The sequence below is a fragment of the Streptomyces sp. NBC_01237 genome, from assembly GCF_035917275.1.
Lineage (GTDB): Bacteria > Actinomycetota > Actinomycetes > Streptomycetales > Streptomycetaceae > Streptomyces.
In genome coordinates this window covers 7,341,357-7,362,244 of the sequence record NZ_CP108508.1, presented here as the reverse complement: position 1 = coordinate 7,362,244, position 20,888 = coordinate 7,341,357, and the positions used below count along the sequence as shown (strand labels likewise).

The 20,888-nt window shown below is 72.1% G+C and carries 21 protein-coding genes; 9 read left to right on the top strand and 12 right to left on the bottom strand.

The genetic code is table 11. The features are described 5' to 3' along the window. Positions 1–16: 16 nt before the first annotated feature. The 4 genes from OG251_RS32675 to OG251_RS32660 all read right to left on the bottom strand — a co-directional run bounded on the left by OG251_RS32675 (position 17) and on the right by OG251_RS32660 (position 4,560). A complete protein-coding gene (locus tag OG251_RS32675; RefSeq protein ID WP_326680475.1) occupies positions 17–1,213 on the bottom strand; it encodes a cytochrome P450 family protein in 1,197 nt (398 codons plus the stop codon). Between the two features lie 124 nt (positions 1,214–1,337). Next, complete coding sequence (locus OG251_RS32670) at positions 1,338–2,510, bottom strand: cytochrome P450 family protein (protein ID WP_326680474.1); 1,173 nt, start codon at positions 2,508–2,510, stop codon at positions 1,338–1,340. 27 nt (positions 2,511–2,537) lie between these two features. Then, complete coding sequence (locus OG251_RS32665) at positions 2,538–3,269, bottom strand: response regulator transcription factor (RefSeq protein WP_326680473.1); 732 nt, start codon at positions 3,267–3,269, stop codon at positions 2,538–2,540. A 70-nt stretch (positions 3,270–3,339) separates the two neighbouring features. Beyond that, positions 3,340–4,560, bottom strand: coding sequence for a sensor histidine kinase (locus tag OG251_RS32660; RefSeq protein WP_326680472.1), 1,221 nt, complete (start codon positions 4,558–4,560; stop codon positions 3,340–3,342). A gap of 145 nt (positions 4,561–4,705) precedes the next feature. On the opposite strand from OG251_RS32660, the gene OG251_RS32655 reads away from it, so the two are divergent. Beyond that, the gene (locus OG251_RS32655; RefSeq protein ID WP_326680471.1) at positions 4,706–4,909 is read left to right on the top strand and encodes a hypothetical protein; all 204 of its coding nucleotides are present in this window, start codon (positions 4,706–4,708) and stop codon (positions 4,907–4,909) included. Positions 4,910–4,927: 18 nt separating this feature from the next. Here OG251_RS32655 and OG251_RS32650 read toward each other — a convergent pair whose 3' ends face one another. Continuing rightward, positions 4,928–5,857, bottom strand: coding sequence for a DMT family transporter (locus OG251_RS32650; protein ID WP_326680470.1), 930 nt, complete (start codon positions 5,855–5,857; stop codon positions 4,928–4,930). Positions 5,858–6,048: 191 nt separating this feature from the next. Here OG251_RS32650 and OG251_RS32645 point away from each other — a divergent pair, with 191 nt between their 5' ends. After that, entirely contained in the window at positions 6,049–6,792 is a 744-nt protein-coding gene (locus tag OG251_RS32645; RefSeq protein ID WP_326680469.1) for a TetR/AcrR family transcriptional regulator, read from the top strand. A gap of 9 nt (positions 6,793–6,801) precedes the next feature. Here OG251_RS32645 and OG251_RS32640 read toward each other — a convergent pair whose 3' ends face one another. Beyond that, positions 6,802–7,425, bottom strand: a complete 624-nt coding sequence (locus OG251_RS32640; RefSeq protein WP_326680468.1) for a dihydrofolate reductase family protein — start codon at positions 7,423–7,425, stop codon at positions 6,802–6,804. A 283-nt stretch (positions 7,426–7,708) separates the two neighbouring features. Here OG251_RS32640 and OG251_RS32635 point away from each other — a divergent pair, with 283 nt between their 5' ends. Together OG251_RS32635 and OG251_RS32630 are read left to right on the top strand one after the other, a co-directional pair. Then, complete coding sequence (locus OG251_RS32635) at positions 7,709–8,470, top strand: SDR family NAD(P)-dependent oxidoreductase (protein ID WP_326680467.1); 762 nt, start codon at positions 7,709–7,711, stop codon at positions 8,468–8,470. A 367-nt stretch (positions 8,471–8,837) separates the two neighbouring features. Beyond that, a complete protein-coding gene (locus OG251_RS32630) occupies positions 8,838–9,668 on the top strand; it encodes an aldo/keto reductase (RefSeq protein WP_326680466.1) in 831 nt (276 codons plus the stop codon). Positions 9,669–9,682: 14 nt separating this feature from the next. Here OG251_RS32630 and OG251_RS32625 read toward each other — a convergent pair whose 3' ends face one another. From OG251_RS32625 to allB, 3 genes are all read right to left on the bottom strand, one after another. Beyond that, positions 9,683–10,012 (bottom strand): putative quinol monooxygenase, encoded by a 330-nt coding sequence (locus tag OG251_RS32625; RefSeq protein ID WP_326680465.1) that lies wholly within the window; start codon positions 10,010–10,012, stop codon positions 9,683–9,685. Between the two features lie 148 nt (positions 10,013–10,160). After that, the gene (alc, locus tag OG251_RS32620) at positions 10,161–11,288 is read right to left on the bottom strand and encodes an allantoicase (RefSeq protein ID WP_326680464.1); all 1,128 of its coding nucleotides are present in this window, start codon (positions 11,286–11,288) and stop codon (positions 10,161–10,163) included. Between the two features lie 2 nt (positions 11,289–11,290). Further along, on the bottom strand, positions 11,291–12,634 hold the full coding sequence (allB, locus tag OG251_RS32615; protein ID WP_326680463.1) for an allantoinase AllB: 1,344 nt from the start codon (positions 12,632–12,634) through the stop codon (positions 11,291–11,293). A 301-nt stretch (positions 12,635–12,935) separates the two neighbouring features. Here allB and OG251_RS32610 point away from each other — a divergent pair, with 301 nt between their 5' ends. After that, a complete protein-coding gene (locus OG251_RS32610) occupies positions 12,936–13,736 on the top strand; it encodes an IclR family transcriptional regulator (RefSeq protein ID WP_073719270.1) in 801 nt (266 codons plus the stop codon). A 175-nt stretch (positions 13,737–13,911) separates the two neighbouring features. On the opposite strand, the gene OG251_RS32605 is transcribed toward OG251_RS32610, so the two are convergent. After that, positions 13,912–14,595 (bottom strand): ABC transporter ATP-binding protein, encoded by a 684-nt coding sequence (locus OG251_RS32605; protein WP_326680462.1) that lies wholly within the window; start codon positions 14,593–14,595, stop codon positions 13,912–13,914. After that, positions 14,592–15,680, bottom strand: a complete 1,089-nt coding sequence (locus OG251_RS32600; protein WP_326680461.1) for an ABC transporter permease — start codon at positions 15,678–15,680, stop codon at positions 14,592–14,594. The genes OG251_RS32605 and OG251_RS32600 overlap by 4 nt, the downstream gene beginning before the upstream one ends. Before the next feature lie 110 nt (positions 15,681–15,790). On the opposite strand from OG251_RS32600, the gene OG251_RS32595 reads away from it, so the two are divergent. Together OG251_RS32595 and OG251_RS32590 are read left to right on the top strand one after the other, a co-directional pair. Beyond that, entirely contained in the window at positions 15,791–16,993 is a 1,203-nt protein-coding gene (locus OG251_RS32595) for a sensor histidine kinase (protein ID WP_326680460.1), read from the top strand. Beyond that, positions 16,990–17,646: a response regulator transcription factor gene (locus tag OG251_RS32590; protein ID WP_326680459.1), complete on the top strand. Its 657-nt coding sequence runs from the start codon at positions 16,990–16,992 to the stop codon at positions 17,644–17,646. Before OG251_RS32595 ends, OG251_RS32590 begins: the two co-directional genes overlap by 4 nt. A 192-nt stretch (positions 17,647–17,838) precedes the next feature. Here OG251_RS32590 and OG251_RS32585 read toward each other — a convergent pair whose 3' ends face one another. After that, on the bottom strand, positions 17,839–18,153 hold the full coding sequence (locus tag OG251_RS32585) for a DUF5955 family protein (RefSeq protein WP_073719265.1): 315 nt from the start codon (positions 18,151–18,153) through the stop codon (positions 17,839–17,841). Between the two features lie 190 nt (positions 18,154–18,343). Between OG251_RS32585 and OG251_RS32580 the strand changes: the two genes are divergently transcribed. Both OG251_RS32580 and aceB read left to right on the top strand, forming a co-directional pair. Further along, complete coding sequence (locus tag OG251_RS32580; protein WP_326680458.1) at positions 18,344–18,949, top strand: nucleotidyltransferase family protein; 606 nt, start codon at positions 18,344–18,346, stop codon at positions 18,947–18,949. A gap of 245 nt (positions 18,950–19,194) precedes the next feature. Next, positions 19,195–20,814: a malate synthase A gene (gene aceB / locus OG251_RS32575; protein ID WP_326680457.1), complete on the top strand. Its 1,620-nt coding sequence runs from the start codon at positions 19,195–19,197 to the stop codon at positions 20,812–20,814. The last annotated feature ends 74 nt before the right edge of the window (positions 20,815–20,888 follow it).

Genomic DNA, 20,888 nt, shown 5'->3' with positions numbered 1-20,888 from the left:
CACACGGGGCGGGCACTCACCAGGCCACCGGCAGGGTGAGCGGCCCCCGCATCAGCATCCCGGTGCGCCAGCTCAGCGTCGCCGGGTCCGCGGCCGGTCGCAGGTCCGGGCAGCGCTCCAGCAGCGACCTGATGGCGATCCGGGCCTCGATACGGGCCAGCGGCGCACCCAGGCAGTAGTGGATGCCATGGCCGAACGCGACATGGCCGCGGGCGTCCCGCGTGATGTCGAAGCGGTCCGCCTCCGCGTACCGGGCGGGGTCGCGGTTGGCGTCCGACATCGCCACGAGGACCAGCTCCCCGCCGCCCGGGATGACCGTGCCGCCGACCTCGATCGGCTCGGTGGTGAAGCGGTACGTGGGGGTCTCGACGGGTCCCTCGAAGCGCAGGATCTCCTCGACGGCCTTGTCGATGAGGCCGAAGTCCGCGCGCAGAGCCATCAGTTGATCCGGATGGGCGAGCAGATGGTGTATGCCGTTGGTGATGAGGCCGACGGTGGTCTCGTGTCCCGCGATGAGCAGCAGCCAGGCCATGCCCAACAGCTCGTCGCCGGAGAGCCGGTCGCCGTCGCCGTCCGATGTGTGGATCAGCGCGCTGAGCAGGTCGTCGCCCGGCTGCTCGCGCTTGCCGGCCAGGAGCCGGGTCAAGTAGGCGGTCATCTCCGCCGTCGCGTGGGCGCGGGACTCGGCCGCGGCGGCCGAGAGGGCGAGGTTGGACCACTCCCGGAACACCGTCCGGTCCAGGAACGGCACCCCCAGCAGTTCGCAGATGACGGACATCGGCAGCGGGAAGGACAGCCCCTCCACGAGGTCGGCGCTCCGGCCCTCCGATGCGAGCATCGCGTCCAGGAGCTCGTCCGTCATCTCCTGGATACGCGGCGCGAGTGCTTCCATGCGGCGCGGGGTGAACTCCCTGGTCACCAGCTTTCTCAGCCGGGTGTGGTCGGGCGCGTCGCTGCTGAGCATGGTCGTACCGGCGGAGACCTTGGACACGCCCAGCGCGGGCGAGGCGTTCTGCCACTGCTTGGACAGGCGCTGGTCGGCGAGGAGTTCACGCCCCACGTCGTAGCCGACGACGAGCCAGGCAGGAGTGCCCTCGGGAATGCGGACCCGGTGGACGGGTCCCAGGGCCCGCAGTCGCGCGTACACGGGGTAGGGGTCGCGAACGAAGTCCTCGCCGAGTGCGGCGAGGTCGACCATGGCTTCGGTGGTCAACACGGTTCCTTTCCGTATGACATGGCGATCGGCCGCGCGAATCGCTCGGCGATCGGCCCGGCGGATGACCTGGTGGACGGCTTGCCCGATCGCACGGGCCGCGGCCGGGGTGTACGGGGCGGCGTCACCAGCGCACCGGCAGCCGCCGCACACCCCGCAGCAGCAGGCCGGGCACCCACTCGGGCTCCCCGCCGTCCGGGTCGCGTGCGAGGCCGGGGCAGCGCTCCAGCAGTGCCCGGATCGCGATCCGGGCCTCCATCCGGGCCAGCGGCGCACCCAGGCAGAAGTGCACCCCGTGTCCGAAGGCCAGATGTCCCTGGGTGTCGCGGCGGATGTCGAAGGTGTCCGGGTCCGGGAAGCGGCCGGGGTCACGGCCGCCGGAGCCCAGCGCCACGACCACCACTTCGTCCGCCGGGATGACGGTGGAGCCGATCGTCACCGGTTCGCGGGTGAACCGCAGCGTGGCCGTCTCCACCGGTCCGTCGTAGCGCAGCGTCTCCTCGATCGCGCCGTCGATCAGACCGGGGTCGGCCCGGAGCAGGGCCAGTTGCGCCGGATGGTCGAGCAGCGCCCGTACCCCGTTGGAGATGAGATTGACCGTCGTCTCGTGGCCCGCGACGAGCAACAGGAAGGCCATGCCCACCAGTTCGTCGGGAGACAGCCCGTCACCGCCCTCGTCGCGCGCCCGGATCAGCGCGCTCATCAGGTCGTCGCCCGGCGAGCATCGCTTGTCCTCGATGAGTTCGACCAGGTAGTCGCCCATGGCGCCGACCGCATCGCCCTCCTTCTGCTCCGGGGTCGGGGAGACGACTCCGTTCGACAGCAGGCGAAAGGCGTCGCGGTCCAGGTCCGGCACACCGAGCAGCTCGCAGATGACGGTCATCGGCAGCGGAAAGGCGAGCGCGTCGACGAGGTCGGCGCTGCCGGTGGCGGGCATCGCGTCGAGCAGTTCCGCGGTGATCTCCTCGACGCGCGGGCGCAGCGCCTCGATCCGCCGGGAGGTGAACTCACGGGCGACGAGCCTGCGCAGCCGGGTGTGCCGGGGTGCGTCCAGCTCCAGCATGTTCGTGCTGATCGCACTGTCCCCGTCCGGCCAGCGTCCCGTCGGCCGCCAGTCCTTGTTGAAGCGCGGGTCCGCGAGGGCCGCCCTGCCCTCGTCGTACCCGACGATCAGCCACGCCCGTTCGAGTTGATCGGTGCGAATGGCGTGCACGGGCCCCTCGACGCGCAGTTTCGCGTAGTACGGATACGGATTCGCCACGAAGTCCGGCACATCACGCAGATCGATCACGGACATGGTCCGCCCCCTTCAGGTCCGGTCCGGTCAGCGTATGCCGCCCCCGTCCCCACCGTCCTCGTCGAGCAGCCCGGCGTCGTGCACCAACAGTGCGATCTGGACACGGTTGTTGAGGTCGAGTTTGGCGAGAATCCGGGACACGTGCGTCTTCACGGTGGCCACGCTCAGATACAGCGAACCCGCGATCTCCGCGTTGGACCCGCCGCGTCCGACGGCGAGGGCGACCTCCCGTTCCCGCTCGGCCAGATCGTCGAAGCGCCTGCGCGCCCGGTCCGCACGGCTGCCGCGGTCGTCCGGTGCGCCGCCCGCGGCACGTGCCATCAACTGCCGTGTGACAGCGGGCGAGAGGACCGGATCACCGGCGGCCACCCGCCGGACCGACTCGACGATCTGCGCGGGTGGGGTGTCTTTCAGGACAAATCCTGCGGCTCCCGCGCGAATGGCCCGCAGCACCTGCTCATCGGCGTGGAAGGTGGTGAGGACGACGACCTCAGGGGCCGAGGGACGGCGGCGCAGCTCCTCGGTCGCGGTGAGCCCGTCCATGCCGGGCATCCGGATGTCCATCAGCACCACATCGGGGCGCAGCCGGTCGACCAGTGCGGCGACCTCGTGGCCGTCGGCGCCCTCTCCCACGATGTCGATGCCGTCGGCGCCGCCGAGCATCAGCGTGAGCCCTGCCCGGACGAGCGGGTCGTCGTCGACGATGAGCAGCCGGACCGGTTGCGCCACCGGGGGCGTGGGAGACATCGGGGTGTTCATGAGGGCCACCGTAGCCAGCTCCGGCGGGGGTCCCGCACCCGGCCCGCGGCCGCTCCCGGCCGTCGCGGCATCACGCGGCGGGCCACGGCAGTCGGGCGCGGACGGCGAACCCGCCGTCGGCCTCGGGCCCGTGGTCCAGGTGGCCACCGGTGAGGGTGGCGCGTTCGGTGAGTCCGATGAGCCCCTGTCCCGAGCCGGGCACCCGCTCGAAGGGTTCGGTGGGGGCCGGGTTGCGGACCTCGATCGTGAGCCCCTCGCCCGGCCCGCCGGTCACGGTGACGGTGACCTCGGCGCCCGGCGCGTGCTTGCGCGCGTTGGTGAGGCACTCCTGCGCGATGCGGTAGACGGTGCGGCCGGTGGCAGCGGGGGCGGCGGCGGGGTCGGCCACACGGTTGTCGAGGGTGACCTTCATTCCGGCCAGCCGGGACTCGGCGATCAGGGCGTCCAGGGTGACGAGGGTGGGCTGCGGCCGGTGGCTCTCGTCGCCCTCCCCGGGCGCTCGGAGTACGCCGATGATCTCGCGGAGGTCCTGGAGCGCCTCGTGGGCGCTGTCCCTGATGACTCCGGCGGCCCGGCCGACCTCGGCCGGGGGCGCGTCGGGGCGGAATTCGAGTGCTCCGGCGTGCACGCTGAGCAGGGTCAGCCGGTGGGCGAGGACATCGTGCATTTCGCGGGCGATGGCCTCGCGGGCCAGCCGCTGGGCCTGTTCCGCGCGCAGTTCGGCCTCGGCCTCCGCCCGGCGCGCCCGTTCCCGCAGGGTGACGACGAGCTGGCGCCTGGACCGTACGACCATGCCCCAGCTGAGCACCAGCAGGGTGAGCAGCACGCCGATGACCGTCGAGGCGAGGTAGGAGGTCTCCGGGTCCGGGCGCAGATAGGGCTGGAGCGGAGCCACGGCGAGGGCGAGGGCGCCGACGACCGCGGTGGGTCTGAACGGCCGGTGCACGGCCAGGCTGAACAGGGCGACCAGCAGGGCGCCCGCCGCGACCGGCTCCACGATGCCGACGGCGATCATGGCCACCGCCAGCCCGACGGGCCAGCGCCGCCGCACCCAGAGGGCGCAGCACGCGGCCGCGCCGATCAGCGAGTCCACGAAGACGACCATGTCCGGCGTGGTGTGGTCGGCGTCGATCGCACCGACCACGAGCATGCCGAAGAACGCGGCGCACAGGAAGGCCGCGATGTCGACGGCCCAGTCCCGCACGGTGCGGCGTGAGCGCGCCCGGTCGTCGGGCAGCTCTGGTTCGGCCATCGCCGACGGCAACAGCCAGCGGTACTCGGTGCGGGTCATATCGATAAATCTATGCGGGTGAGCGGCCCGGACGGGCCTGCCGGGGGCAGGAAGCGACCAAAGTCGTACGGTCCGCGACTTTCGGCGCGCGGACGAAGACCGGTGGCCGACGCGGGGGCGGCGGCACGGGCGGAAGGCTCGGCCCATGAAGAAAATTGTCGAGTCGGTCGGGTTCCTCGTCTTCGCCCAGGGCGCCGCCGGGCTCCTCTACGAGTGGACGGGCTGGTTCCGGCTGTGGACGGTGGTGCGGCGGCTCGACTTCATGAGCGAGTACGGGGTGTTCGTCAATATCGTGCTGGTGGTGACGGGGGCCGCGGTGATGATCGCGGCCGACTCGATCAGGACATGAGCCTCACGGCACGATCGGTCAGGAGGCGGGCGGCGCTCCGTCCGCGCTGCGCCGTCCCCACGCCGTGCCGGCCAGCACCAGCAGCGCGCCGGACAGACCGAGGACACCGAGCCGCTCGCCGCCGATCGTGATGCCCACGGCGGCGGCCCACAGCGGCTCCGTACCGAGCAGCAGGCTGACGCGGGAGGGTGAGGTGCGGCGTACCGACCACATCTGCACGAAGAACGCGAAGAGCGTACAGAACACGGACAGGAAGATCAGCCCGGCCCACTCCCGGGCACCGAAGTCCGCCGCGACGGTCCAGGGCGCGGAACCGGTGCCCGGAACGGCGGCGAGGACGGCGAAGACCGCGACGGCGCCGCCGAGCTGGACGGTGGTCAGGGAGAGCGAATCCGCTTCCTGGACCGCCTTGATACGGGCCATGGCCAGGACATGGACGGTCCGGGCGAGAGCGGCCAGCAGCATCAGGAGGTCACCGGTCGAGGGGCTGGTGAACCCGCCCCCCTGGGTCAGGAGCACCACACCCGCGACGGAGAGCCCCGCCGCGGCGAGGAAGCGGGCGGGCGGCCGGACCCGGGTCACCGCGGCCTCGGCGAGCGGGGTGAGGATCATCGTGAGGCTGATGATCAGTCCCGCGTTGGTCGCCGAGGTGTGCACCACTCCATAGGTCTCCAGCAGGAAGATCCCGCTGAGCACGAGGCCGAGCAGACCGGCCCCGCGCCACTGCCCGGCGCTCAGCGCCCGCAGCCCCCGCCACCCGGCGACGGCCAGGACCGGCAGCACGATCGCGAAGCGCAGGACGAGGACGGCGACGACGGTGTGGGTCGTGGTGATGCCCTTGGCCGCGAGATAGCTGGCACCCCAGACGACGGCGACCAGCAGTACGGGCAGGTCGGTGAGCCAGGCGCGGCGCGGCGGCACGAGGACGGGCAGGGCGACAGAGGACACCGGGTTCTCCTGGTTCTCCACAACGGGAAACGATGTGGAGACCTCGCCGGCTCACACGCGGAGCGGTCACGGTACCGGGCGGGAACCGCCGACGGGAACACCTGTCTCAACGGCCGGTCTCCTGGACCGGGCACCCACCGGTGGCGCTCCTAGAATGACGCCTCCCGCCCTTCGACGCACGGAGTTGGCACATGACTGGATCGCGGCCGGACGACCGGCCCGAGCGGACCGGACGGGCCGGACCGACCGGGCGGACCGTCCCGACCGGGCAGATCGAGCGGACCGGGCATACCGTCCAGACCGAGCGGACAGAGCGGACCGGGAAGGAGGACGGGACCCGGCAGCTGATTCTCGGGCACGCGGCGGCGGTCGCCTCGACCCAGGGCCTGGCGGGAATCTCGCTCCGAGGGCTGGCCACGGACCTGAAACTGAGCACGAGCGGTGTGTTCGCCCTCTTCGGCTCCCAGGAGGAGCTTCAACTCGCCACCGTCCAGACCGCCGTCACGATCTACGTCGACCATGTGCTGAAACCCGCCAGGGCCCTGCCGGCCGGTCTGGGGCGCTTATGGCGGCTGTGCGAGAGCTGGATCGCCTACTCACGGGGGCGGGTGTTTCCCGGCGGCTGCTTCTTCTACTCCACCATCGCCGAATTCGACGCCGTCGAGGGCCGGGTGCACGACGCACTGGTGTCCGCACAGACCGGCTGGGTCACCTTCGTCGAGCAGACGGTCGAGGAGGCCCGTGTCCTCGGCGAACTCGCCGAGGACACGGACGTCTCCCAACTGGCCTTCGAGATCATCGCGTTCCTCGAACTGGCCAACGCGGAGTCGGTGCTGCACGACAACACGATCGGATACACGAAGGCGGCGCGGGCGATCCTCGGACGCCTGCGCGCCTGCGCGACGAACGGGGCCCCGCTGCCGCCCCCACCCTGAAGCCACGGCTCACTCGTCGAGGGCGAACGATCCGTAGCGCGCCCGGCCGCTGGGGCGGTAGGTGTGGATCGCGACGCCGGTGGAGGTCGTGCGTGCGGCCGCCAGTTCGAACGCGGTCGGCAGTGCGCCCTCCGCGAAGAGGCGACGGCCGGCGCCGAGGACGACGGGGAAGATCAGCAGGTTGTACTGGTCGATGAGATCGAGCGCCATCAGCTCCTGGGCGAGCCGGACGCTGCCGTGGATCTGGAGCTCACCGTCCCCGATCCGCTCCTTCAGCCCGGCCACCTCGGCCGCGAGGTCCCCGTCGACAACAGTGGTGTGCTCCCACTCCGGGTCCTTGAGCGTCGAGGAGACGACGTACTTCGGCAGCCCGTTGAGCCGGGCCGCCACCTGGTCCCCCTCGTCGGTGACCTTGGGCCAGTGCGCCGCGAAGATGTCATACGTACGCCGTCCGAGCAGGAAGGCCACCGGGCGCTCGAACACCTCGCTGATGAACTGGCCCATGCCCTCGTCCGCGAACGGCACGATCCAGCCTCCCTGCCCGAAGCCGCCGCTCCTGTCCTCTTCGGGGCCTCCGGGTCCCTGGATGACTCCGTCGAGCGTCAGGAAAGTGGTGAGAGTCAGTTCGGCCATGCCCGTGCTCCTTCTGATCGCGCACCGGGCCCCGTCGACAGGGCCGGCGCCTGCTCACTCATGACTCCACTCTCGCCCGTAACTCATCGGCTCACCTGTCGGGCGGAGCGAAGGGGTCCGTACACGCGTGCCGGCACGCGTGTACGGAGTGGCTGTCCGTTTCCCGCCGGTGTCCGGGCCGCCGGAGGACTTTCCTTGTCCTTGTCGCCGCAGGACGTGGTCAACACGACGTCGTGGTCTGCGCGACACCACTCCCCTATCGCCCATCGGCAAGGAATCCCGCATGTCCAGCACCACCGGCTCCACCGGCATCACCACCACCAGGACCGCGCTCGTCACCGGCGGCAGCCGCGGCATCGGCGCCGCCACCGCCCTGCGGCTCGCGCAGGAAGGAGTCGACGTGGCCGTGACGTACGTACAGGACGAGGAGGCGGCCCTGGCGGTCGTCCGGAAGATCGAGGGCCACGGACGCCGGGGCATCGCCCTGCGCTGCGACGCCGCGGACGCCGAGGCCGCCGCCGAAGCCGTGAACCGTGCGGCGGACGCACTGGGACGGCTCGACATCCTCGTCAACAACGCGGGGATCGGCGTCCTCGGCCCCATCGCCACGCTCAGCACGGCGGACGTCGACCGGGTGCTGGCCGTGAACGTACGCGCGGTGTTCCTCGCCTGCCGGACCGCCGCCGAGCGGCTGGCCGACGGGGGACGTGTCATCACCGTCGGCACGGCCCTCAGCCGGTACGCCGGCGGCCCCGGCGGCACCCTCTACGCGATGAGCAAGTCCGCGCTGTCCGGTCTCACCAAGCCGCTCGCCAGGGAACTCGGCCCGCGCGGCATCACGGTGAACCTGATCCAGCCCGGTCCGGTCGACACGGACCTGAATCCGGCCGACGGGCCGTTCGCCGAGGGCCAGCGCTCGGCGACCGCACTCGCCCGGTTCGGTACGACGGATGAAGTCGCCTCTCTGATCGCCTACTTGGCGAGCACCGAGGCGGGGTACGTCACCGGGACCGAGGTCGTCGTGGACGGCGGCCACGCGGCCTGACGGGCTCGGGCGCCTCCCGTACCGGGCGCGGGCCATGGCCGTGCCCGGTACGGACGGCCTGCGCGCCGCCGCTCATCATCCAGGCCTCGCGGCCCCCGAGCGGATCGCCCGCGGCCCGGTCCGTACGCCATGCGGACCCGGGCGCCATGCGGACCCGGGCGGCGCGCGGGCCTCGGCGCGATCAGGAACCCGGCCTTCCGCCGGCGGCCGGGGTCCGCTCCCGTCGCAGGTCGCACACATCGCCGGTCTCCGCGTGGGCCGGCCGGGGTCCTGACCCCCCACGCGCTCACCCCGCCATGGCGCATATGCCCCGTTCCGGTACCCGGCCTACCCTGGTCGGGACGGAAGCCGAACGGGAAGAGAGATCATGACAAGGACTCCGGCCCGCCCCCTGAACGACGGCCACGCCATCCCCGCGGTCGGCCTCGGTACCTGGCCGCTGGACGACGACGCCGCCGAGAAGGCGGTGGCCGGGGCCCTGGGCCTCGGCTACCGGCTCCTCGACACCGCGATGAACTACCGCAACGAGACCGGTACGGGGCGCGGGATCGCCCGCGGCGGCGTACCGCGCGAAGACGTCTTCCTCACCACCAAGGTGCCCGGCCGGCATCACGGGTACGAGGAGACGCTGGCCTCGTTCGAGGAGTCGCGCGGCGCCCTGGGGGTCGAGTACGTCGACCTGTATCTGATCCACTGGCCGCTTCCCCGCGTCGACAAGTACGTGGACACCTGGCGGGCGATGATCAAGCTCCGCGAGGACGGGCTGGTCCGCTCCATCGGTGTCTCCAACTTCACGGCCGCCCATCTCGACCGGCTGGAGCGGGAGACCGGTGTGCTGCCCGCGGTGAACCAGATCGAGATGCACCCGCTGCTCGTGCAGGACGAACTGCGTGCCGTGCACGCGGCGAAGGGCATCGTCACCGAGAGCTGGAGCCCGCTGGCCCGGGGCCGCGACGTGCTCGACGCCCCGGAGACCGTGGCCGTCGCCGCCGCCCACGGGGTGAGCTCCGGTCAGGCGGTGCTCCGCTGGCACACCCAGCTCGGTGCGGTGCCGATCCCGAAGTCGGCGGACCCCGGCCGGCAGCGCGAGAACCTGGACCTGTTCGGGTTCGAGCTGACGCCCCGGGAGATGGCACGGATCGCCGCCGGTCCGCAGCGGCGGTTCGGCGGCGACCCCGATGTGCACGAGGAGTTCTGAGCCTCCTGGAAGCGTCAGCGGTTGCGCGGGGTGACCTCCGCCATCCGCGACCAGCCGTCGCCCGGCACCTCGACGTTGACGATCTCCGGAACCTCGGCGACCATCTCCGACATCGTCTTGATCGCCGCCGTGAAGTGATCGGACTTCACGTGCGCCGCACCGGCGTCCGCGTCGGCGAAGGCTTCCAGCAGCACGAACTGGTTCGGGTTCTCGACGCTGAAGGACCACTCGAAGAACACGTTGCCCGGTTCCGAGCGGGTGGCGACGGTGAAGTCCTCCAGCGCGGGAAGCCAGTTGTCGCGCTCGGCGACGAGGACGGTGAACTTGACGGCGATGAAGATCATGGCAACTCCTGGTCGGGACGTCCGAGAGTGCGGCGCCGCGCCCCAGGGGCACCTCGCCGCACCTCGACCAGGGTGACACAAGCCCTCGTATCCGGACTCATCGGGCACACCGGAGTACCGGAGTACTGGAGCACCGGAGGGCGGATGCTCAGCCGACCGGCTCCTCGTGCCGGGCGGCCAGCCGGGCCGCCCCCTCCTCGGTGAGCGAGCCGAAGAGCCGCAGCCGGGAGATACCGCCGTCGGGGAAGATGTCGATCCGGACGCGGGAGCCCCGGACGGCCCGCTCCAGGACGAAGCGGTGGTTGGTGTCGGGCTGGAGCCGGGTCCTGGGCAGGATCTCGGTCCACTCGCCGTCGCCGTCGTCCCCGTCCTGGACCGAAAGGCTCGCCCAGCCCGCCGAGTTGCCCTTGAGATAGGCGGTGTCGATCTCCACGGCCCGGATCTCCGCCTGGGCGGCGAGCGCGTAGCGGATCCAGTCGTTGCCCTTGTCGCGTCGGCGCCGGGTCTCCCAGCCGTCGTCCATCTTGCGGGAGCGGCCCGGCTGGATGGTGTGGGTGGCCGGGGAGTAGAAGCGGTCGGAGGCGTCCTCGACCCGCCCGCCGTTCTCCAGGGCCGCGAGGTCGAAGGTGCCGAGGGCGGCCAGCCAGGCGGGGTCCGGGGCGACTTCGCCGTACACGCGGAGCCGGGCGATTCCGCCGTCCGGGTGCTGGTTGACCCGCAGGTGGGTGAAGCGGGCTCCGGCGTCGATGGCGAACCCGTTGGCGGCGTGGCCGCCGACGGCCGTACGGGGAACCAGCGTTGTCCACTTCACGTCGGGGGCGAGCAGTTCCCCGGGGGACGGGGAACCGGCGACGCAGGCCGCTTCGACGGAGACCGCCTGCGGGTAGTTGCCGCGGAAGTGGGCGGTGTCGACGACGATCCCCCGGACGACACCGGGCGCCCCGAGCCGCACCAGCGCCCAGTCGTGGTCCTCGTCCGTGGGGTGCGGCTCCGCGGCGCTCACGCCGCGGCGGCGGCGGGTCTCCCAGCCGTCCATGATCTTGCCCTTGTGCCCGAAGCGCTCCGGGTCGAACTCGGCGGGCTCCGGCTTCAGCAGGTTCTCCCGCTCGGCGAAGAACTCGTCGTTGGCGGCGATCACTCCGGCGCCGAGCCGCCGGTCGGCGAGGTCGACGAGATGACCGAAGGGGAAGTCGGCGGTGCGGTGGTCGGCGTACGGGTCGCCGCCCGCGTAGGGGCTCGCGTCGCCGGTGAAGCGCGGTATCGCCGCGTCCGTCATGGTCACTGGGTCCTTTCGAGGAGGCGGCCGGTGGGTTCGGCGAGTACGCCGTCCGCCGCTATGCGGACACCACGCAGCCAGGTGGACTTCACGACGCCGTGCAGGGTCCTGCCCGCGTAGGCGGTGACCTGGTTGCGGTGGAAGAGTTCGGCCGGGTCGACGGTGAACGTCTCCTCGGGGGCGAGGACGGCGAAGTCGGCGTCGCGTCCGGCCTCGATGGCGCCCTTGCGGGTCAGTCCGGCCAGGTCCGCGGGGGCCGTCGACATCCAGCGGGCCACGTCGTCGAGGGAGTGACCACGCCTGCGGGCCTCGCTCCAGATGGCGGGCAGGCCGAGCTGGAGGGAGGAGATGCCGCCCCACGCGGAGGCGAAGTCGGGGGTCTTCAGATCGGTGGTGCAGGGCGAGTGGTCGGAGACGATGCAGTCGATGGTGCCGTCGGCGAGCCCGTCCCACAGCGCGTCCTGGTTGGCGGCCTCCCGGATGGGCGGGCAGCACTTGAACTCCGTGGCCCCGTCCGGGACTTCCTCGGCGGTGAGGGTGAGGAAGTGCGGGCAGGACTCGACCGTGACGCGCACGCCCTCGCGCTTGGCGGCGGCGATGAGCGGCAGGGCGTCACTGGAGGAGAGGTGCAGGACGTGGATACGGGCGTTCAGCCGCTCGGCCTGGGCGATCAGGGTCTCGATCGCGGTGTTCTCGGCGTCGCGCGGGCGGGAGGCGAGGAAGTCCGCGTACGCGGGGCCGCCCCGCTGCGGTGCGGCGGCCAGCCGGTGCGGGTCCTCGGCGTGGACGATGAGCAGTCCGCCGAATCCGGCGATCTCGGCCATGGAGCGGGCCAGTTGCTCCTGGTCCAGCTCGGGGAACTCCTCGACGCCCGAGGGCGACAGGAAGCACTTGAAGCCGAAGACCCCGGCCTCGTACAGCGGTCGCAGGTCCTTGGTGTTGGACGGTATCGCGCCGCCCCAGAAGCCGGTGTCGATGTGCGCCTTGGGGGCGGCGACCCGCTGCTTGGTGCGCAGGTGGTCGACGGTGGTGGTCGGCGGGAGGGAGTTGAGCGGCATGTCCAGGAGGGTGGTGATGCCGCCCGCCGCGGCTGCCCGGGTGGCGGTGAAGAAGCCTTCCCACTCCGTGCGGCCGGGGTCGTTCACATGGACGTGCGTGTCGACGAGTCCGGGCAGCAGGACGTCGTCGCCGAGGTCCTCCAGCCGGGCCCCGGAGGGCGGCTCGGCGTCGTACGGCAGGACCGCCTCGATCGTCCCGCCGGCGACGGCGACCGACGCGGGGCGCGTGCCTTGGGGGGTGACGACGCGCGTCGAGCGCAGTATCAGGTTCACGTCCGGACCGGACACCCGTGCTCCTCACTCAAGAATTCAACGAACTGTTGAAGGAGTCTTCACTCGGGAATCCGCTCCGTCAAGACCCCGCCCGCCCTGTTGCCTCGACTGGAGATTTCCACAAAGTAGAAGGCAAATTTCGGAGGGCGGAACGTAGCATGGAACAGTGGCGCCCTCGCCGCACCTTGGGCCCGAACGTCGGCACCAGGACAAAACAGGCTCTGACCGGCAAGGACGCCGCACCGGGAGCAGTGGGCCGATCAGGAACAGCCCGGTAGGCTGCTGCCTTGCCTTCCGCTTCGAAAGGACCGTTGACGTGCCGTCGTCCCACGCCAGCACATCCGACTCCAAGCCCACCGGTTCCAGCGGTGGGGTGCAGTCCCTTGAGCGCGCCTTCGATCTGCTGGAGCGGATGGCCGACGCCGGGGGCGAGGTCGGGCTGAGCGAGCTCTCCGCGAGCAGCGGGCTTCCGCTGCCCACCATCCACCGGCTGATGCGCACGCTGGTCGTCTGCGGTTACGTACGCCAGCAGCCCAACCGCCGCTACGCGCTCGGCCCGCGCCTGATCCGGCTCGGCGAGTCCGCGTCCCGGCTGCTCGGCACCTGGGCCCGCCCGTACCTCCAGCGCCTGGTCGAGGAGACCGGCGAGACGGCGAACATGGCGCTGCTCGACGGCGACGAGATCGTGTACGTCGCCCAGGTGCCCTCCAAGCACTCGATGCGCATGTTCACCGAGGTGGGCCGCCGGGTGCTCCCCCACTCCACGGGGGTGGGCAAGGCACTGCTCGCGAACACGCCCGCCGACGAGGTACGGGCGCTGCTCGCGCGCACCGGGATGCCGGCCGCCACCGAGAAGACGATCACCACCGCCGACGGCTTCCTCGAAGCGCTGGAGCAGGTGCGCAGGGCCGGTTACGCGGTGGACGACAACGAGCAGGAGATCGGGGTCCGCTGCCTGGCCGTGTCCGTGCCCAACTCCCCCACCTCGGCCGCGATCTCCATCTCGGGCCCGGCGGGACGGGTGACGGAGACGGCGACGGAGCGGATCGTGCCGATCCTCCAGCAGGTCGCGAAGGAACTCTCGACGGCACTGGCGAGCAGCGGCTCGGCCGGCTGAGACGCGCGGGAACCCGGGCCGTGCCCGGGTTCCCGGTCCACCGGAGAACGGCGGGTCCCCGCCGAAGGCGGCCGGTCCCCACCCCGAGCCGCCGGTCCCCGCCAACGGCGGCCGGTCCCTGCCCGGGGTCGCCGGGCCGTCCTGCCGGCCCCGCCCCACGACGCCCGGTCCGCCCTCAGACGGCGGGCACCTGCGCGGTCAGCCGCCCGTCGTCCATCGCCACCGTCCGGTCCATCCGGTCCAGGTGCGCCCGGTCGTGCGTGACCAGCACCGTGGCCGTGGACCGTTCCCGGGTCAGGGCCGTCAGCAGATCGAGCACGGCCGCGCCCCGTTCGTGGTCGAGTGCGCTGGTCGGCTCGTCGACGAGCAGGACCGCCGGGTCGTTCATCAGGGCGCGGGCGATATTGACCCGCTGGCGCTGACCGCCCGACAGCTGGTGCGGGCGGCGGTGCGCCTGATCGGCGAGGCCGACCGCGTCGAGCAGTTCGAGGGCGCGGCCACGGGCGGCCCGCGCCGCCCGGCCCGACAGATGGGTCATCACCTGGAGCTGTTCGACGGCGGTCAGTGAGGGCAGCAGGTTGGGCTGCTGGAAGACGATCCCGATCCGCTCCCGGCGCAGGGCCGCCAGATCGGCGCGGCCGAGTCCCTCGGTCCGGGTGCCCGCGACGACGACCCGGCCCTCGTCCGGGGTGACCAGGGTGGCGGCCACCGCGAGCAGGCTGGACTTCCCGGAACCGGAGGGCCCGACGACCGCGGTGAGCGATCCCGCGGGGACCTCCAGCGAGACCCGGTCCAGTGCGGTGAGCCTGCCGTCGCCGTCCGGGTAGGTGAGGGTGACATCGGACAGGGTGAGGGTCATCGGGCACTCCCGAGCGCGGTGAGCGGATCGACGGCGGTGATCCGCCGGATGGACAGGGCCGCCCCGAGCGCGCCGAGGACGATCATGACGGCCGCCGGCACGAGGACGGTCGAGGCGTCCAGGACGAAGGGCACGGCACCCCCGCTGATCAGGGCGCCGACGCCGGCGGCGAGCGCGGTGCCCAGCCCCGTACCGAGGGCGAGCATCACGACGGCCTGTCCGAGCGCGTCCCGCAGCAGATACGGGGTCGAGGCACCGAGCGCCTTCAGTACGGCCACGTCGCCGCCGCGCTGGATCGTCCAGACGGTGAAGAAGGCGCCGATGACCAGGGCGGAGATGGCGAAGAGGAACCCGCGCATCAGCTGGAGGGAGCCGTTCTCGGCCTGGTAGGAGCCGATCGCGGTGAGGGAACCGTCGAGGGTGAGCGTGCTGGTGCCCGCCGCCTCGTCCCCGGCGGCCAGATCGGCGCCACCCGTCGTGGTGAGGGCGATGACCGTGGCCGCTTCGTCCGGTCCGCGCCCGTCGTGCCCGATCCGCTGCCAGTCGTCGAGGGAGGCCCAGACGACGGGCGTATGGCTGTACGAGGCGTCTCCCGCGACGGCGGCGACGGTCTCGTCCATGCCGCCGATCCTGATCCGGTCACCCGCTCCGGCGCCGAGGTCCTCGGCGGCCTGCTCGGAGAGGACCACCTCTCCCGGGGCGACGCGGGCGCCGGGGGGCGCGAGCCCACCGGACGGCTCGACGCCGAACACCGACACGGCGGCCGTACGGTCGCCGGGGGCGGCGGCGTTCAGGGTCCGGATGCCCAGGGGCTGCGCGGCGGTGACACCGGGCCGCCCGGCCCAGCTCCGCCAGGCCGGCTCCCGGACGGTCGAATCGGTGAAGGACACCGACCGGCCGTCGGGCGGCGCGGCGAACGCGAGGTGGTCGGCGTTCAGCCCGGTGACGGCCGAGGTGTTCTCCCGGGCGAGCCCGGCCGTCAGACCGGACAGCAGGCCCACGAGCAGCGTGATCAGCACCACGACCGAGCCCATGAGCGCGAACCGGCCCTTGGCGAACCGTAGATCTCTCCATGCGACGAACATGGCTCCAGCCTCGCGCCGCGGGCCCGGGGAAACATCGCACGGTGGAGGGGCCAGACATCAACCTTTCGATTGACCGGGCACGCACGGGGCGCGTCTACGCTGGACGGACCATGGACTCACCCACACCCACCCCCGTCGCAGCCGCCCTCAGGCTGTGCCTGCACGCGCTGCTGCTGGGGCTGCTCGTGCTCGCCGCGGCCCGCGCGCCCGGTGACCCGGCCGCGCACACCCCGGCGGTCGTCGTCATGGCGGCGGTGATGGCCGCGGTGTACGCGGCGGGCGTCCTGGCCCCCGGCGTACAGCCCCGGACGCGGGCCGGGGCGTTCTGGCTGGCCGCGCTCGGCGCGGTATGGGTGGCGCTGCTCGCACTGTCGCCGGACGCCCTGTGGGTGGCCTTCCCGCTCTACTTCCTCCAGCTCCACCTGCTGCCGTCGCGCTGGGGGCCGGCCGCCGTCACGGTCACCGCCGGGGCCGCGATCACCAGTTTCGTGCTGCACGAGCAGGCGATCAGCCCCGGCGCGTTCATCGGGCCGCTGCTCGGGGCGGCGGTCGCGGTCGCCACCGTGTTCGGGTACGAGGCCCTGTTCCGGGAGAGCGAGCGGCGCCGCGAGCTGATCGAGGAGCTGGTCTCCACCCGGGCGGAACTGGCCGGGGCGGAACGTACCGCGGGCACGCTGGCCGAGCGGGAACGGCTGGCCCGGGAGATCCACGACACCCTCGCCCAGGGGCTCTCCAGCATTCAGCTGCTGCTGCGGGCCGCCGAGCGCTCGCTGCCGTCGGACGCACCGGCCGCGGCACATGTGCGCCGGGCCCGCGAGGCCGCCCAGGACAATCTGGCCGAGGCCCGCTCCTTCGTCCGCGCACTGACGCCGCCGGACCTGGAGCACGGGTCGCTCGCGGCCGCCCTTGAGCGGCTGTGCGCCCGCACCACGTCGCCCGGTCTCACGGCGCAGTTCGCGGTCAGCGGCACCCCGGTGGCCCTGCCCACCCCGTACGAGGTGGCGCTGCTGCGTACCGCGCAGTCGGCACTGGCGAACACGGTGCGGCACGCGCACGCCGGGCGGGCGGAAATCACGCTCAGTTTCATGGACACCTCGCTCTCCCTGGACGTCGTCGACGACGGCACGGGCTTCGACCCCGCGGCGGGCGGGCCCGACGAGGCGGGGAACAGCGGTTTCGGGCTGCCCGCGATGCGGGCGAGGGCCCGCTCGCTGGGCGGCACGCTGAGCGTGGAATCGGCTCCCGGACAGGGCACGGCGGTGGCCGTCACGCTGCCCCTTCCCCTCCCGGGCGAGGAGGCACGGGCCGCATGAACGACGAAGGACGACGCCGCACGGGCGACCCGATCAGGCTGCTGCTCGCCGACGACCACCCGGTGGTACGGGCGGGGCTGCGCGCCGTGCTCGACACCGAGCCGGACTTCCGGGTCGTCGCCGAGGCGGCCACCGCGGAGCGGGCCGTCGCCCTCGCCGCGGCGGGCGGCTTCGACGTCGTGCTGATGGACCTGCAGTTCGGCCCCGGGATGCACGGCGCGCAGGCCACCGCCGCGATCACCGCGGCGGCCGGAGCGCCCCGGGTACTGATCCTCACCACGTACGACTCGGACGCCGACATCCTGGCCGCCGTCGAGGCGGGCGCGAGCGGGTATCTGCTCAAGGACGCCCCGCCGGAGGAACTGGCCGCGGCGGTACGCACGGCGGCGGCCGGCCGCTCGGCGCTCGCCCCGGCGGTCGCCCACCGGCTGATGGACCGCATGCGCACCCCGGCGGAGGCACTGACCAAGCGGGAGCTGGAAGTGCTCCAGCTGCTGGGCGAGGGGCTGTCCAACCAGCAGATCAGCAAGAAGCTGTTCCTGAGCCAGGCGACCGTGAAGTCCCATCTGGTGCACATCTACGCCAAGCTGGGCGTCGACTCACGCACCTCGGCGGTCGCGGCGGCGACGGCCCGCCGCCTGATCCGCCGCTGATGCCCCCGGGCGCGCGAACGTGCCGCTGAGGGTCTCCTCCGCGAACCCCTCCAGCGTCTGATGCCCCCGGGCGTGCCGCTGCCCCGGCGCCACGTACGCACGGCTGCCGCGTCCCGCACATGTGACGGGCCGCGGGGGCTCGTACGCACGATCCCCCCGGCACGTACGCGTCACGGGATACCGGGCCCCGCGTCAGCGGCGGGGCGGCTCCCCGAACAGGTCCACCGCGTTCCGTACGTCCCGCAGTCCGGCGGCCAGCGCGCTCACCGAGCCGATCGCCCCCGCGATCAGCAGCAGCGAACGGCGCAGCCGGGGAATCTCCGGCGTGCCGCTGATCGCCATGGCGTCCAGCGCCGCCAACTCGTCCTCGGCGATGCCCCGGTCCGAGAACTCCGAGGGATGTCCGGCCAGTTCGCGGCGGAGCCGGGAGACGGCCGTGCGCAGCTCCGCCACTCTCGGGTCCTCGGTGCTGCCGGTCACTCGCTTCTGCCCCACGCTTCGCAACAAAGCACTCCCCCTCACACGTCTTTGCGCCGGTGTTTCGACCAGGACCCGGACCGTGGTCAAGTGCCTGGGGTTGCCCGCAAGTTAACGCCATCGGAGGTGGGCGGCGCCACTCGAAGGACAGAATTCGGGGTTACCCCTGAGGGTGACATTTCTTTCGCCTGTGCGAACCGCGCGGTGGTATTCAGGGGGCATGGCTCCTACTGATGAGAACCCTGTGGTCGCTGGGGTGCTGCTCGCCGCGGGTGGCGGCCGGCGCCTCGGCGGCCGGCCCAAGGCACTGCTCGAACACCGCGGCCGCCCCCTGGTCGAGCACGCCGTGCGGGCCCTGCGCAACGGCGGCTGCGGCCCGCTGTACGTGGTCCTGGGCGCGGCTGCCGACGAGGTGCGGGCCCGCGCCGATCTGACGGGGTGCGTGGTGACGGTCAACCCGGAGTGGGAGGCGGGCATGGGTACCTCGCTCCGGGCGGGGCTGGCCTCTCTCTCCGGTACGGGTGCGGACGCGGCGCTCGTCCTTCTGGTGGACCAGCCGGGCATCGGCGCGGAGGCGGTGGCGCGGGTGCGGTCGGCCTACCGGTCACGGGCGGGCCTGGCGGCCGCCTCGTACGCCGGGGAGCGCGGTCATCCGGTGCTCTTCGGGGCGGCCCGGTGGGCGGATGTCGCGGCGGCTGCGGTGGGCGACCGGGGGGCCCGGACGTATCTGCGGACGCACCGCGATGCGATCACGCTCGTCGAGTGTTCCGATGTGGCTCAGGCGTACGACATCGACACCGTGGAGGATCTGACCCGCCTGGAGTGAACGGTCCGTATGCGCACTGGCACGCTGCGCCGCCGGGCGGGCACTTGTGTCGACCCGGAGAATCTCGACATCAACAAACCATTGAACTTCCACCATGAGGAAACTACTATCCACTGGTCAGAAGCCCTCTGTACCCCGGACGGCGCCCACGGCCGTATCCCGGAGCCATGGCACGCCGTGCCTCTCAGGCGACCCGGCGGCCCGTGAGACGCCGCCCGCACCGCCCGCTGAAGGAGTGACAGCTCATGTCCGCACCAGCGCCGTCCCCGCTGGCCATCGTCGATGCCGAGCCCCTGCCCCGGCAGGAAGAGGTCCTGACCGACGCGGCCCTCGCGTTCGTGGCCGAGCTGCACCGGCAGTTCACCCCGCGCCGTGACGAGCTGCTCGCCCGGCGCGGCGAGCGCCGCGCCGAGATCGCCCGTACCTCCACGCTGGACTTCCTGCCCGAGACGGCGGCGGTCCGCGCGGACGAATCCTGGAAGGTCGCACCGGCCCCGGCCGCACTCGACGACCGCCGGGTGGAGATCACCGGTCCGACCGACCGCAAGATGACCATCAACGCCCTCAACTCGGGCGCCAAGGTCTGGCTCGCCGACTTCGAGGACGCGTCCGCCCCCACGTGGGAGAACGTGGTCCTCGGCCAGCTGAATCTGATCGACGCCTACACCCGCGCCATCGACTTCACCGACCCGAAGTCGGGCAAGTCGTACGCCCTCAGGCCCGCCGGCGAACTCGCGACGGTCGTCACCCGCCCGCGCGGATGGCACCTGAACGAGCGTCACCTCCAGCTCGACGGAGCCCCGGTGCCCGGCGCGCTGGTCGACTTCGGCCTCTACTTCTTCCACAACGCCCAGCGCCTCATCGACCTGGGCAAGGGGCCGTACTTCTATCTGCCGAAGACGGAGTCGCACCTGGAGGCCCGCCTCTGGAACGACATCTTCGTCTTCGCCCAGGACTACGTCGGCATCCCGCAGGGCACGGTCCGTGCGACCGTCCTGATCGAGACGATCACCGCGGCGTACGAGATGGAGGAGATCCTCTACGAGCTGCGCGACCACGCCTCCGGGCTGAACGCGGGCCGCTGGGACTACCTGTTCTCCATCGTCAAGAACTTCCGTGACGGCGGAACGAAGTTCGTCCTCCCGGACCGCAACGCCGTGACGATGACCGCCCCGTTCATGCGGGCGTACACCGAACTCCTCGTCCGCACCTGCCACAAGCGCGGGGCGCACGCCATCGGCGGCATGGCGGCGTTCATCCCGTCCCGCCGCGACGCCGAGGTCAACAAGGTCGCCTTCGAGAAGGTCAAGGCGGACAAGGACCGCGAGGCCCACGACGGCTTCGACGGCTCCTGGGTCGCCCACCCCGACCTGGTCCCCATCGCCATGGCCTCCTTCGACGCGGTCCTGGGCGAGAAGCCGAACCAGAAGGAGCGCCTGCGCGAGGACGTCTCGGTGGCGGCGGGCGACCTGATCGCGATCGACACCCTCGACGCCCGCCCCACGTACGACGGCCTGCGCAACGCCGTCGCGGTCGGCATCCGGTACATCGAGGCGTGGCTGCGCGGCATGGGCGCGGTCGCCATCTTCAACCTGATGGAGGACGCCGCCACCGCCGAGATCTCGCGCTCGCAGATCTGGCAGTGGATCAACGCGGACGTGGTCTTCGAGAACGGCGAGCACGCCACGGCGGAGCTGGCCCGCACGGTCGCGGCCGAGGAACTCGACGCGATCCGCCGGGAGGTCGGCGAGACCGCCTTCACCGCGGGCAAGTGGCAGCAGGCCCACGACCTCCTGCTCCAGGTCTCCCTGGACCAGGACTACGCGGACTTCCTCACCCTCCCCGCGTACGAGCAGCTGGCCTGACCCGAGCCACAGCTGCCCGCCCGCACCGCCCCCGGTACCGCACAGCACCGGGGGGCGGTGGGGGCGTTGCGCAC

Bases quoted from the DNA above. Each gene is read 5' to 3' on its own strand.
- OG251_RS32670 (WP_326680474.1), bottom strand. From the start codon at position 2,510: ATGTCCGTGATCGATCTGCGTGATGTGCCGGACTTCGTGGCGAATCCG.
- OG251_RS32665 (WP_326680473.1), bottom strand. From the start codon at position 3,269: ATGAACACCCCGATGTCTCCCACGCCCCCGGTGGCGCAACCGGTCCGG.
- OG251_RS32660 (WP_326680472.1), bottom strand. From the start codon at position 4,560: ATGACCCGCACCGAGTACCGCTGGCTGTTGCCGTCGGCGATGGCCGAA.
- OG251_RS32655 (WP_326680471.1), top strand. From the start codon at position 4,706: ATGAAGAAAATTGTCGAGTCGGTCGGGTTCCTCGTCTTCGCCCAGGGC.
- OG251_RS32645 (WP_326680469.1), top strand. From the start codon at position 6,049: ATGACTGGATCGCGGCCGGACGACCGGCCCGAGCGGACCGGACGGGCC.
- OG251_RS32640 (WP_326680468.1), bottom strand. From the start codon at position 7,425: ATGGCCGAACTGACTCTCACCACTTTCCTGACGCTCGACGGAGTCATC.
- OG251_RS32635 (WP_326680467.1), top strand. From the start codon at position 7,709: ATGTCCAGCACCACCGGCTCCACCGGCATCACCACCACCAGGACCGCG.
- OG251_RS32630 (WP_326680466.1), top strand. From the start codon at position 8,838: ATGACAAGGACTCCGGCCCGCCCCCTGAACGACGGCCACGCCATCCCC.
- OG251_RS32625 (WP_326680465.1), bottom strand. From the start codon at position 10,012: ATGATCTTCATCGCCGTCAAGTTCACCGTCCTCGTCGCCGAGCGCGAC.
- alc (WP_326680464.1), bottom strand. From the start codon at position 11,288: ATGACGGACGCGGCGATACCGCGCTTCACCGGCGACGCGAGCCCCTAC.
- OG251_RS32605 (WP_326680462.1), bottom strand. From the start codon at position 14,595: ATGACCCTCACCCTGTCCGATGTCACCCTCACCTACCCGGACGGCGAC.
- OG251_RS32600 (WP_326680461.1), bottom strand. From the start codon at position 15,680: ATGTTCGTCGCATGGAGAGATCTACGGTTCGCCAAGGGCCGGTTCGCG.
- OG251_RS32595 (WP_326680460.1), top strand. From the start codon at position 15,791: ATGGACTCACCCACACCCACCCCCGTCGCAGCCGCCCTCAGGCTGTGC.
- OG251_RS32590 (WP_326680459.1), top strand. From the start codon at position 16,990: ATGAACGACGAAGGACGACGCCGCACGGGCGACCCGATCAGGCTGCTG.
- OG251_RS32580 (WP_326680458.1), top strand. From the start codon at position 18,344: ATGGCTCCTACTGATGAGAACCCTGTGGTCGCTGGGGTGCTGCTCGCC.
- aceB (WP_326680457.1), top strand. From the start codon at position 19,195: ATGTCCGCACCAGCGCCGTCCCCGCTGGCCATCGTCGATGCCGAGCCC.